Consider the following 12,750-nt stretch of genomic DNA (forward strand, 5'->3'; position numbering starts at 1 on the left):
CCAAGATCAAACCGGCCCGAACCGACCGACCTGATTAGTTACGTCGATTTTTGCAGTCTGCTGGTCGAGATACGCAGCGATACTTCGCTGCGCATCGATCGACGGTAGTGGGATTGGCGTCCGTGCCAACGTGCCGAGATTCAGGCGGCGGAACGTCGCCCCCATAATCTGGTAGTCCCAGTATTCGGAGGTTTGCCGTGACAGCAGGGCCCAAACAACGAACCGCGTGTCCACCAGGTCCGGCCGTAGCGCCACCCGCACCGTATCTTGCGTCAGATTCGCACCCGTCAGGTCGTCCGACACAACGGCGACCTTCCCGTACGCCGGTCCAATCGAAACGACAACGTCTCCGCCAGCGAGAACTGACCTCTGATAAGCGCTCGCGATCTCAGGCGTTGTCGTCCGTAGGGCATCCCGCTCCGGTGATACGCCCTCACCGATGATGTCCGAGGGTCCGACGTAGGCAACCCCTCCATCGACCGGCTCGCCGCACTGCAGAATCCCGTAGGTCATGGGCCTCTTGTGGTTGACGAGCCGCCGGAGGCGGGTCATTTCGTAGCCGTCCAACGCCTCTGCGATCGTCGCGACCCGCCGCTCGCGGAGCATCTCGATCAGGCGCTGCTGCTCCTCGATGAGCGTGTCGATGCGGGCGGTCTCGCGGTCGAGGTAATCGGCGATGGCGCGCTGCTCCTCGATCTGGGGAAGGAGAACGGGCATGGCCCGGTAGAGATCATTGTCAATCTCGGCCTGGCCGATCCTAACGCCCCGAGACTGCAAGGCGTAGCCGGCTGCGTAGGTGGGGCTCCGGAAGAGCCAATTCAGGTATCGAGAGTCTGCATCGTGTCGAGGAGCGAAGCAGATGTAGTGTCCCGAAACAATTCCTTGCAACCCGGATATGCCGACTGATCCTTGCCAAGCCTTCATCCGGTTTGTGACCAGCCATCCGGGGTGAACGAGCTGATAGATGTTCCGGTTCTCGGCGGTCTTGTTGATGTTGTCCCTGGAGTCCTTCGCAACGACACCGTAGTCGCGGAACACCGAGAGCATCTGTTCATCGGGGTGCCCTGTGTCTTTGATCCGCTCGAACATCGACCACAATGGCCTCATCGTCCAGCCTGTGGGAATATCGCCAAGCCAGGGCACGCCCGAGTCGACGTACTCGGTGTAACGCTTGCTCATCCCTCGACCTCGCGCAGCAGGTCGAGGATCTTGGCGACCTGCTTCTCCAGGTCGGCGTCGATCTCGGCGAGGGGGCGGGGTGGGACGTACTTGTAGAAGTGGCGGGTGAAGGGGATCTCGTAGCCGGTTTTGACCTTTGTCCAGTCGATCCAGGCGTCAGGAACGTGCGGCTTCACCTCGGCCTCGAAGTAGGCCCGGATGACCTCGATCTTGCCGGCCGCACCGGCGGTCGAGCCGCCGTAGGTGAACGGCACGTTCTCGGTGTCACGCTTCTTGGTGTCCGATTTGGGCTTGCCCTTGCGGTCGACGACGGGGTTGCCGTCCTCGTCGTGAAGGGGGCATTCGACGGTGACGGCCCAGTAGCCGAACTCGTCGGTGCGCAGCACCTTGGAGTAGTCCGGATCGGCGTCGGTGAAGTCGGCGTACAACTTCACCACCTTGGCGCGGTCGGCGTCGCTGATCTCGCGGCCCTTGGCGCCGAGGTTCTTGCGCATCTTGGTCCAGAAGGACGTGCCGTCGATGAGCTGGAGCAGGCCCTTGCGGTCGGGATGCTTGGCGTTGTCGAGGATCCAGATGTAGGTGACGATGCCGGTGTTGAAGAACATGTTCGTCGGCAGCGCGACGATGGCATCGACCAGGTCGTTCTCCAGCAGCCACTTGCGGATGTTGGAGGGGCCGGACTCGGCGGCGCCGTTGAACAGCGGCGAGCCGTTCATCACGATGCCGGCTCGGCCGCCGCCGTCCTCCGGCTTCCGCATCTTGTGGGCCAGGTGGAGCAGGAAGAGCATCTGCCCGTCCGATGTCGCCGGGAGGCCAGGAGCGAACCGGCCGTAGGGGCCGGCTTCGTCGCGCTCCTTCGTGACCGCCTTGGCGTACTGCTTCCAGTCGACGCCGTACGGCGGGTTGGACATGCAGAAGTCGAACTGGCGGCCCTTGAACGCGTCGTCGGTGAGGGTGTTGCCGAAGGCGATGTTGGTCGCGTCGTGCCCCTTGGCCAGCAGGTCGGACTTGCAGATCGCGTACGACTGCGGGTTGTACTCCTGGCCGTACAGGCTCAGCCCTGCGTCGGGGTTGTGTGCGAGCAGGTGCTCCTCGGCCAGGGCGAGCATGCCGCCGGTGCCCGCTGTGGGGTCGTACAGCGAGCGGACGATGTCGGCCTCGGCCAGCTCGGCGTCCTTCTCGGCGAAGAGCAGGTCGACCAGCAGCCGGATCGCGTCCCGTGGGGTGTAATGATCACCGGAGGTCTCGTTCGCGGCCTCGTTGAACTTGCGGATGATGTACTCGAACGCATCGCCCATGTCGGCGTTGGAGACGACCTCTGGGTGCAGGTCGATGGCCTGGAAGGACTTGATGACCTCGCGCAGCAGCTCCGCCTTCTCCAGGGCGAGAATTTCCTTCTTGAAGTCGAAGTATTGGAACACGTCGACATCGGGCGAGAACCGGTCGATGTAATCGGCCAGGTTGTCGGCCAGCCCATCAGCGTCAGCCAGCAGGTTGGCGAAGGAGTAGTTCGAGGTGTTGTAGAACGGCCTGCCGGTTGCCTTCTTGATCTCGATCTTGAGCCGGACGGGGTTGTCGTACTTCGCCGCCAGCGCGCGCACAGTCTCCCGGTCGGGCTCAAGGATGCAGTCGAGGCGTCGCAGGATTGTGAGCGGGAGGATCACGTTGCCGTACTGGTTGGGGCGGTAGGGGCCCCGAAGCTGGTCGGCGATCGACCAGATGAAACCACCGAGGGTGCTCACAGGGCTCCTTACGACGATCACTCACGACAGATGCTGGACGCGCAAGCCCGTCCGTGACGTCGAGCAGGCGGCGGCGCACACTCTGCAACAGCCGGCGCGTCAGAGAGCATCATCGCGCATCTCGACACCCACGTGCTACGGGGCCGGCAGCAGCGACCGGCTTAGCGAATCCGCCACGACCGGTGCCCTCGCTGTGAAGGGATTGATCCGGTTTGAAGGCAAAGGTCCGTAAGTTGATCTCACGCTACCTTGGGCGGCTGGCCTGCGCTGATAGACGGTCACCGGCGGGGCTGGGTGCTGGTCATGCCTCTCGCCGTCTCGGTTGCCACCGCCCCGCCCGCCACTCCGACCTGTACAGGTGGCGTGTCGATCGGGCGCGGACTGCGGCCGCATGCTGATCGTCGGATACGTGAGCGGACGTCGGTGGCTGCCGGTGACGGTGTCGTGGACTCGACGGGTACGTGGGCGGTTTACACAGCCAGAGCCGCCGCGAGGGCTCGCGCGGGCGGAGCGTTGCGGAGCTTGGCGGGCACCCGGTTATGAAGATCGGTGGCGCGGCGGTGGGCCAACCCGGTACGGAAGCGTGCCGGTGCGTCGGTAAGCGCGTCAACGGCCGCCTCGCACGCCTCCAGGGTGTTGCCGTCGTGGTGTCGGCAGGCCGCCGCGTCCAGGCGCAGGAGGGTGCGGGTGAGTGTGCTGGTAGGACTGGACAGGTTCAGGGCGTGCTCCTGAACCTCGTTGGCACGCCTGGTCAGTCCGAGGGTGGTCAGGGCGTGGGAGAGATGCACTCCGTGCTTCTGCTCGCAGTGACCGAACCACGTGTCGGCGCGTTCTTCGCCCGGCAGCGCGTCGGCGAGGCGGTCGGCGTCGCGTAGGGCGTCCTGGGCGTCCTCGCTGCGCCCGGCCAGGGCGTAGGCACGGGCGGCGACCGCGGCGGCCAGGGTGGCCGCGGCGCTGTCGGCGGTCCCTGCGGTGTGTCTGGCCCTTTCGGCGAGGTCGACCGCCGCCACTGGGGCGCCGAAGTTGATGGGCACCATCGCCTTGCGGGCGATGATCCACGTGTGCAGGTGGCGGTCGCCGGCCTCCTCTGCGGCGCGGGCGGCGGTGTCGAACCAGGCGTAGGCGTTGCGGCGGTCGCTGAGGTCATGCAGAACGACGCCGACCATGCCTCCGAGCTGGCCCATGATCCGGCACAGTTCGGTGCGGGTGGCCGTGCGCTGCGGGCGCCGCATGAGGGGGGTGACGTCGGCGAAGTCGGCGACGAGGTCGACGAGGACATCGGCGGGGGCACGGCCGCCGTAGCCGTAGCTGTGCTGCTCGGTGACTGCCTGCAGGTGGGCCAGGTCGGGCACGTCGGTGTCGGTGAGGGTCTGGCTGGCAGCTGTCAGCACGTCGGTGATCGGTGTGAGGGATGAGGCGGCCAGGCCGGCGGTGAGTGCGCCGCGTAGGAGTTGACGGCGTTGCATGGGCTCTGCCTCCTTCGCGGTCGGCGGGTCGGTGGTGGCCTTGCCCTCCCAGGATCGCTTAGCAAGCCCCAGCATGTGGCCTGGGATGCGCAGGCCGTCGGCTACTCGCTCAATGATATCGATGCTGGTTATGGAGGCGTTGCCGTGTGCGATCTGGCTGACCCTGTCGGCCTTGATCCCGGTGGCCGAGGCGATGGCTTTGTAGCTGAGCCCGGCAGCCTTGGCGGCGGCGAAGACGGTGCTGAAGGTGCGAGTGGAAAGGGCACGCACCAGTGTGGGGTCCGCCAGGAGCGTGCGGGGAAGAGGGCGGGGAAGAGGGCGGGGAGTCCAGGTGTCCACAGGCTTCCCTTGGGCGCGCGGGCGGTCGGCTGACTATAGCGCCGACACCCACAGCAGGTAACCCCCCGTGATGGGGACCCCTCGATGAGGTTACGTGGGTGGTTGTTCATGTGGTGGGGTGAGCGGCGTCCCCAACACCATCACCACACAGGAAGGACCCTCATGGACGACCTCTCGGACTTCGACCTGGACGTGCAGGTGACCACCGACGTGGCCGACGGCAACACGGGCCGGGCCTGCGCCACCGACGACGGCTGCGCCTCCACCTGCGCCTCCTCCTGCGCCAGTAGCTGACCAGCAGCAGCCAGGGCGGGGTGCCGGTCAGAGCCCCCGGCGCCCCGCCCTCCCGCGCAGCCGAGCACAGGAGTGGACCGTGGACGGGAATGAACCAGTGTTGTACCGGCACGCCGGTGGCGGCATGCTCCGCGCCGCCGCTTTGCACCCCACCGCCGTCGACTGGCCGGCCCTGCCCGACCCCGACTCCTGCCAGGCATGGCTGGGCCGTGTGTGGGCGCTACCGGGATTCGCCGACGCGGTCCGCCATGCCAGCGTCCCGTTCGCCGACCTGGTGGACAGGGTCGTGCACGGGCAGGTGGAGGATCCCAGCAAGGTACGGCGGGCCGCGCTGTCCGTTCTCCGCTACCTGCTGCGGGCCATGGGCCGCCCCACCCCGTTCGGACTGTTCGCCGGAGTAGCCCCTATTCATGTCGGTGACGGTGCGCGGGTGGTGTGGGGCGATGACCACCGGCTGATGATCAGGCCTGACACCCTGTGGCTGGATGACGTCATCGGGCGGCTGGAGAGGAAGACAGACCTACTCCCCCACCTGGCCGTGGCATGGTCGGACCTGGCGGTGGACCGTGGCCCCCGCATCGAGGTGCCCCGGCCGCCAGGACGGGTGACGGTACGCAACACCGCCGTCGTCCGCCTGGCGGCCCACCTGGCGGCCAGCCCGGTCACCGTCAGCGTGCTGGCCGCCAAGGTCGCCGGGGCGTTCCCGGCCGCCCCTGCCACGGTGATCGACCAGACCCTGACGACCCTGATCGCCCACGGTGTGCTGATCACCAGCCTGCGGGCACCGATGACAGTCACCGACCCCCTCGGCTACCTGCTAGCCGCGTTGGAGCCCCACCGTGGCCTCGTCGACGACATCACCAAGGCACTCGGTGAGATGGCGCGGGCGGTCCAGACCCACAACGCCGACGCCGCCGGCCCGGCCGAGCGGGTCCGGCTCCGGCAGACGGTGACCGAACAGGGCAGGCAGGTGTCATCCGGGGGACGGACGGTGTTCGCCGGAGACCTGCACCTTGACTGCCAGGTGACGGTCCCCGCCGGGCTGGTCCAGGAGATGGCGTACGCGGCCGGTGCGCTGGTCCGGTTGACCCGCCAGCCAGGGCCGAACCCGGTCTGGGATGACTGGTCCCGCCGGTTCTGTGACAGGTACGGCATCGGCGCCGTCGTGCCTGTGCTGCAGGCCGTGCACCCCGATGCCGGTCTGGGATTCCCGGCCGGCTACCCGGGCAGCGTCTACCCCACCGGTCAGGAGCGGGTACTCCGCCGGGACGGCGAGCTGCTGCGGCTGGCGTGGGAGGCGGTCAACGACGGCCGGGACGAGATCGTCGTCACCGACGAGATTATCGGCGACATCGTGGGAGGGGACGGCGTCGACCCGCTAAGGATTCCGCCGCATCTGGAACTCGCCGCCACGGTGCACGCCGGCAGCGCTCAGGCGGTGCAGGGCGGCGACTACACGTTCACCGTCCGTCCGGCCTGGTCCCTGGGCACACTCACGTCCCGGTTCGGTCCGACGGTCTCCCAGGCCAACCTTCACGGCGTCTATGCGGCCACCCCGGCCGGTGTCGTCGGGGCGTTGAGTGTGCAGCTGTCGAGCCCGCCGCTGTACCCGCACTCGGAGAACGTCTCCAGGCTGCCTGCCTGGCTGCCTGATGTGCTGTCGGTCGGCGAGCACCGCGCCGACCATGACCCGGCCGTCATCACGCTCAACGATCTCGGGATCGTGGCGGCGGTCGACGGGCTGCACCTGGTCAGCATCTCCCGGCGTCGGCTCGTCGAGCCGCAGGTGTTGCACGCCCTGGCGTTGGAGAAGCAGGTGCCGCCCATCGTCCGGTTCCTGGCCACCCTCACGCGTGGCTTCCGGGCCGCGCTCACCGCCTTCGAATGGGGGCCGCACGGGGCCGGGCTGCCGTTCCTGCCCCGAGTCCGGTATCGGCGGGCGATCCTGTCCCCGGCCCGGTGGCAGGTCACCGCCCAGGACGTGACGGTTGCCGGTGAGGGCCAGGGGTGGAACTTGGCCTTCAACGCCTGGCGCCGGCGGTGGCGATGCCCGGACACCGTCGACCTGCATGACGAGGACCGTCCGCTGCGGCTGGACCTGACGGTGGATGCCCACTTGACGCTGCTACGGGAGCGCCTCCACGCCCGGGGCACCGCTGTGCTGACGCAGGCGCCGTCACGGGCGGATTCGGCGTGGATGGGCGGGCGTGCCCACGAGATCGTGATGCCGTTCCTCGCCGCCGCCGGGCCGGCACCTGACCTCGTCACCGGGTCGCTTCCACTGGTCAGCAACACCAGTGGTGTCCACATACCGGGGTCACCACTGGCGTCCTGGCTGTATGTGCAGGTGTACTCCCACCCGGAGAGGCTGGATGACATCATCGGCGTCCACCTGCCGGCGCTGCTTGCCGACCTCGGCCAGGATCCGGTGTACTGGTTCGCCCGCTACCGAAATCCTGAGGAGACCGACCATCTGCGGCTGCGGCTGCGGGTGACTGACGGCCACCAGCGTGCCGTGGCGGTGAACGCGGTGGGCCGGTGGGGGCAGCACCTCTGCGACCAGGGTGTGGCCTCCGGTCTGGCTGTGGACACGTACCGGCCGGAGGTGGGCCGGTACGGCCACGGGCGGGCGTTGCGTGCCGCCGAGGATGTCTTCGCCGCCGACTCCGCCGCGGTGGTCTTGGGGATGAGGCTCCTGCCCCCGCGTGTGATCAGCCCTCTCGCGTTGGCGGCGGTCGGGATGGTGGAGATCGCGGACGCGTTTCACGACGATCCGGCCCGGTCGGCGGGATGGCTTGTCGACCGGCTGGCCGCCCGGGTCGCCGCCTCCGCTGACCGGCTGGTGGCAAGCCAGGTTGCCGGCTGGTCGGCGGGCGGCCGCCTCCCTGATGGCGGAATGCTGCCGGATCCGCTGGCGGCGGCCTGGGAGGGCCGCCGTGGAGCGGTGGCCCGGTACCGGCAGGCTCTGCCCGGTGACGCCGACGTCGACCGGGTGCTGTCGGCGCTGCTGCACATGCACCACAACAGGGCCCGGCTCATCGACCGCGGCGACGAGGCGGTGTGTCTGCGTCTGGCCCGGCAGGTTGGCCTGGCCCGGCAGGCGAGCGGGGGTGGTGGTCGGTGAACGGCCTATCGAATGATGGCCTGGCTGTAGGCGCTTCAGCCGGACCGGTGGCCGGGTGGAGGCAGTCTCTGGCCGACGGCGCCCCTGGTGCCGCCCTCCCGCTCATCGAACGTGCCCGTGCCGGCGGGGTCGGCTGGGAGCCGGCGCACCAGCTGGTGAGGGCCATGGTCAGCGAGCCCGTGCAGGCCCATCCTGACGTTGCCGGACTGTTCTACGGGGCCCCGGCGGTCGCGTACGTGCTGCATGCCGCCGGTCATCCCGGTTACCGGACGGCACTTGCCACCCTCGACCGGGCCGTCACCACCCTGATCCACGCTCGCCTGGACGCCGCCCACCGGCGCATAGACCAGGGGCTGCCGCCTTCGGCACGGGAGTATGACCTGATCGGCGGCCTCACCGGCCTCGGTGTCTACCTGATGCGCCGTGGCCGGGACCCCGACCTGCTGCGGCAGGTCCTCGCGTACCTGGTCCGGCTCACCCAGCCCGTCAGAGTCGGGGGTCAGGAGGTGCCGGGGTGGTGGGCGTCCGGCAGCCCCGACGTACGCCAGTTGCCACGTTGGGCGGACGGCCATGCCGGGTTCGGCATGGCACACGGTGTCACCGGCCCCCTGGCGCTACTGTCGGTGACGATGAGGGGTGGCGTCGTCGTTGACGGACAGACTGAGGCCATCCTGACGATCTGCGGCTGGCTGGACCGGTGGCGTACCGGCCACGGACGCAACGCCTGGTGGCCGGAGGCGATCAGCGGCGAGGAGCTGCGGGCCGGGGTCTGCACTGCCACCGGTCCGCGACGGCCGTCGTGGTGCTACGGCACTCCCGGCATCACCCGTGCCCTGCAACTGGCCGCAATCGCTGTCGGTGACAGCGGCCGGGCCCGGTCCGCGCAGGAGGCCTTTCTTGGCTGCCTGGCCGACGAGCAGCAGCTTTCCCAACTCGCCGAGGTGGGGCTCTGCCACGGCTGGGCGGGACTGGCCCAGACAGCCCGCCGCATGGCCTCAGATTCCGGCACCGTCGAGCTTTCCGACGCGGCCCGGGACATGATCGGCAGGCTGGGGCACCGTCTGGGCGGCCACGGCGCACCCGCCGATGGATTCCTGGACGGCGCGGTCGGCGCCGAACTGGTCGCCGAGGCCACCGCCACGACACCCGGCGGACACACCACCTGGGATGGCTGCCTGCTGCTCATCTGAACGCCGCCCACCGACAGGTGAACGCCAGACTCAAGATTGTCGAAACGAGAGGACATCATGAACGACACCGCCACCGACACCCCTCCCGAGGTGCTGCGAGCCCGGATGGTTGACCGTCTCCGCACCCGGATGGCCCTGGCCCCGACCGTGGTAGACGCGATGCTGGCGGTGGAGCGGCACCGGTACGTGCCGCAGGCCCCGCTCGCCGAGGCCTACGACGAGTCGGCGGTGATCACCCACCGCTTCCCGGACGGCACGAGTCTGAGCTGCGCCTCCGACCCGCACATCGTCTCCGCCATGCTCAACGCCCTCCAGGTGCGCCCACGGCAGAAGATCATGGAGGTTGGCGCCGGCACCGGCTACAACGCCGCCCTGCTGTCCACCCTCACCGGCCGGGACGGCCACGTCACCACGATCGACATCAACGCCGATGTGACCGCGAACGCCCGCCGGAACCTGGACTCCACCGGGTTCAACGCGGTCACCGTCCTTATCGGCGACGGGGCGCGGGGGGCGGCCCAAGGCGGGCCCTACGACCGGATCATCGTCACAGTCGGGGCCTGGGATTTGCCCCGGGCCTGGTGGGATCAGCTTGTCGTCGGCGGCCGGCTCGTCGTGCCGCTGCGCTGGCGCGGCACCACCAGGGCGATCTCGTTCATCAAACGCGAGGACCGGTGGGAGTCGGACTGGATGTTCCTGTGCGGGTTCGTGCCGATGCTCGGCCAGACCGGTGAGCGCAACACCACCATCGACCCGGACGGCCTGGTGACCCTGCACTACGACATCGACCAAAACGTCGACGTCGATGCCCTTTCCGGGGTGCTGGACGGGCAGCGTTCGGCCCGCTGGTCGGATGTCACCGTGCACGGCCAGGAGTCCTTCGACCGGGTGTGGCTTCACCTGAGCGTGGCCGAGGCCGGCACCGTCCGGATCCAGGCCGACCGCGCCGCTGTCGACGCCGGCCTGTGCACACCGGCGATCCCGGTGCGGTCCCCGGCCATCATCGACGGCGGCTCGCTGGCCTACCTGGCCATCCGCCGCTCCGAAACCGAGCAGGGGCGGTGGCAGCTCGGCGCGATCGGCCACGGACCCGCCGCTGACACACTCGCCGGGCGTGTGGTCGACCAGATCCACGCATGGGACCGGGACCGTGACGCTGACCCCGACGTCGCCGCCTACCCGGCCGGCATGGCGGTGCCGGAAGAGGCGGCCAGGATCATTGACAAACCGGACATCCGTCTGCTGCTGAGGTACTGACGGCGGGCCGGCCGGTGACCGCTCACCGATGGGATCCACTCCTGGTAGACGGGCTGGCCGTGGACCTGTGCGCGGTCGCCGGCCTTGCACGGCCCCGCCGTCGGGAGCCGGTTCGGGTCCACCGGTTGTCGGGGGTGGAGCGCCTGTACCTGGGCGGACAGCGGACCAGGATCCTCAAGTACACCCGACCCCGGCCCCCGTTCCCCGGAGAGGACCGGGCTCTGGCGTTGGCCGCCGCCCGGGGAGTGCCGGTGCCGCGTATGGAGGCGGCCACCGTCCGGAACGGTGTACTCGGCATCCTGCTGGAGGACCTGGGCGGCACGCTGCGGGCGGCAAGGCCGGTGGACGGGGCAACAGTGGTGGCCAGGCTCCACAAGGGCGGGCCGGCACACGGACTGCCGGTGCTGGACCGGCCAACGCTGGCAGCCCTGCCGGGCCGGGCCTTGACACTCGTCGACCATCTGCGCCACCGCGACCGGCTCGACAACCACGCGATCCTCCACCGGGCATTGAACGCGCTGGTGGCGGTGGCGGCCCGCCGCGCCTGCGGCGCCGACATCCCACCCTTCGGTGTATGCCACGGCCAACTGCACCCGTCTGCGGTCCACATCGGCAGCCGTGGCGCGCGGCTGCTTGACCTGGCCATGGCCCACAACGGGCCAGGGCTGCTCGACATCGCCTCCTGGGTCGGTGCCGGCCGCCCGCCCAACACTCACGCCATGGGCCACCTCATCGGCCTCTACAGGGCATTGGCCGGGATCCCGGAAGCCGACACCAACCGGGGCGGGCTGCCGGCCTCGGTGTGGGCGCTGGGCTGGCAACGGATGCACGCCGCCGTCTGCCACCTACACCAAGCGGTCAACGGCGACAGCGACGAACGGGCGGTACGGGCGGACGTGGAGGCGGCCACCCGGCACATCGTGTCGGCAGCCGTCCTGCTGGCCAAGTAGCCGGCACCACCCTGCCCCCTCCTCCCGAAGGGAGGGGGCAGGGTTGGGTAGGGCAGGGGTACCGTGACTCACGCGTCTGTCACGCGTGACGTGCCGGCACGGGACCGGCGGCGGCCAACCCGGCAATCACCGGGGCCGTTGGCTGCGAGTTGCACCGGGGCGGTCAAATGGACGCCATGCCAACCCTGCGTGATCGGCTTGCCGCCGCCCGTGCCGGCTGGAGATCTGGCCGCCCCTCCCCCTGGCATCCGCCCAACCCGCCGTCCCGCCGATGGCGAGTCAAGGGCACCGGCAGGCGCCAGATCCGTCCCACCCCAACGGCCAGGGCCGACCAACCCGGCAGGTGGGCCAAAATCCGCGACGGCATACACACCGTCTTCCAAGGCGTCACGGCAATCACCGCAGTGGCCGCGCTGCTGTTCACCGCCCGCTCGCTCGACTACACCGCCGAGGCGACCAACGCCAACCGCGAACAGGTACGCCTCGCCGAACGCGGCCAGGTCACCGAGCGATTCAGCCGCGCCATCGACCAACTCGGCCAAGCCGGCGACGACAAGCTGGCCATTCGCCTGGGCGGCATCTACGCCCTGGAGCGACTGATGCGCGACTCCCCGCCCGATGAGCCGGCAGTGATCGAAGTGCTGTGCGCGTTCGTACGCATCGCCGCCCCCCGGCCACGACCGCTGACCTTAGGGGAGGTGCTCCCGTCGCGGCCAGATGTCCGTGCGGCGGTAACCGTACTGGCCCGGCGCCCCGAACCAGACGCCACCGAAAACGTACGCCTGGATTTGACCGGCACACTCCTCGGGCTCCAGGGCATCCACATGCCCGCAGCCGACCTGTCCCGCGCGTACCTGTTCAACGCAGACCTGCGCTACGCGGACCTGTCCCGCGCTGACCTACACGACGCGGGTCTGTCCCGCGCGGATCTGCGCTACGCGGACCTGTCCGGCGCGGATCTGCGCGACACGGACCTGCGCGACACGGACCTGCGCGGTGCGGACCTACGCGACGCGGATTTGCGTGGCGCAGACCTACGCGGCGCGAATTTGTGGAATGCGATTGGCTTGACAAACGAGGTTTTGACCACCACGCGCTTTGACGATGAGACCCGCCTGCCGCCGGGCGTGGTCCGGCCATCCCCTGTACCGACCCGATGAGTACTTCACTGACGCACCGGAACGACGATGAACGGCGTGACCGAATCCA

The 12,750-nt window shown here is 69.1% G+C and carries 9 protein-coding genes; 6 read left to right on the plus strand and 3 right to left on the minus strand.

Annotated features, from left to right (window positions below; genetic code table 11):
* Nucleotides 1-6: 6 nt before the first annotated feature.
* From O7626_RS14610 to O7626_RS14620, 3 genes are all read right to left on the minus strand, one after another.
* The gene (locus tag O7626_RS14610) at nt 7-1,179 is read right to left on the minus strand and encodes a restriction endonuclease subunit S (RefSeq protein ID WP_278061714.1); all 1,173 of its coding nucleotides are present in this window, start codon (nt 1,177-1,179) and stop codon (nt 7-9) included.
* Nucleotides 1,176-2,921, minus strand: a complete 1,746-nt coding sequence (locus O7626_RS14615) for a class I SAM-dependent DNA methyltransferase (RefSeq protein ID WP_278061715.1) — start codon at nt 2,919-2,921, stop codon at nt 1,176-1,178. The genes O7626_RS14610 and O7626_RS14615 overlap by 4 nt, the downstream gene beginning before the upstream one ends.
* Before the next feature lie 470 nt (nt 2,922-3,391).
* A complete protein-coding gene (locus tag O7626_RS14620; protein ID WP_278061716.1) occupies nt 3,392-4,657 on the minus strand; it encodes a helix-turn-helix transcriptional regulator in 1,266 nt (421 codons plus the stop codon).
* A gap of 231 nt (nt 4,658-4,888) precedes the next feature.
* On the opposite strand from O7626_RS14620, the gene fxlA reads away from it, so the two are divergent.
* The 6 genes from fxlA (at nt 4,889) to O7626_RS14650 (ending at nt 12,701) form a co-directional block, all read left to right on the plus strand.
* A complete protein-coding gene (gene fxlA / locus O7626_RS14625) occupies nt 4,889-5,020 on the plus strand; it encodes an FxLD family lanthipeptide (RefSeq protein WP_278061717.1) in 132 nt (43 codons plus the stop codon).
* Between the two features lie 79 nt (nt 5,021-5,099).
* Nucleotides 5,100-8,144, plus strand: coding sequence for a lantibiotic dehydratase (locus O7626_RS14630; RefSeq protein WP_278061718.1), 3,045 nt, complete (start codon nt 5,100-5,102; stop codon nt 8,142-8,144).
* Between the two features lie 47 nt (nt 8,145-8,191).
* Nucleotides 8,192-9,334 (plus strand): lanthionine synthetase C family protein, encoded by a 1,143-nt coding sequence (locus O7626_RS14635; RefSeq protein WP_278061719.1) that lies wholly within the window; start codon nt 8,192-8,194, stop codon nt 9,332-9,334.
* A gap of 57 nt (nt 9,335-9,391) precedes the next feature.
* Complete coding sequence (gene fxlM, locus O7626_RS14640) at nt 9,392-10,591, plus strand: methyltransferase, FxLD system (RefSeq protein ID WP_278061720.1); 1,200 nt, start codon at nt 9,392-9,394, stop codon at nt 10,589-10,591.
* A 134-nt stretch (nt 10,592-10,725) separates the two neighbouring features.
* Nucleotides 10,726-11,541 carry a phosphotransferase gene (locus tag O7626_RS14645; protein ID WP_278061721.1) on the plus strand — a complete coding sequence of 272 codons (816 nt, stop codon included), beginning with the start codon at nt 10,726-10,728 and terminating at the stop codon, nt 11,539-11,541.
* A gap of 404 nt (nt 11,542-11,945) precedes the next feature.
* Nucleotides 11,946-12,701, plus strand: a complete 756-nt coding sequence (locus O7626_RS14650; RefSeq protein ID WP_278061722.1) for a pentapeptide repeat-containing protein — start codon at nt 11,946-11,948, stop codon at nt 12,699-12,701.
* The last annotated feature ends 49 nt before the right edge of the window (nt 12,702-12,750 follow it).

It is taken from the genome of Micromonospora sp. WMMD1102, assembly GCF_029626265.1.
Lineage (GTDB): Bacteria > Actinomycetota > Actinomycetes > Mycobacteriales > Micromonosporaceae > Plantactinospora.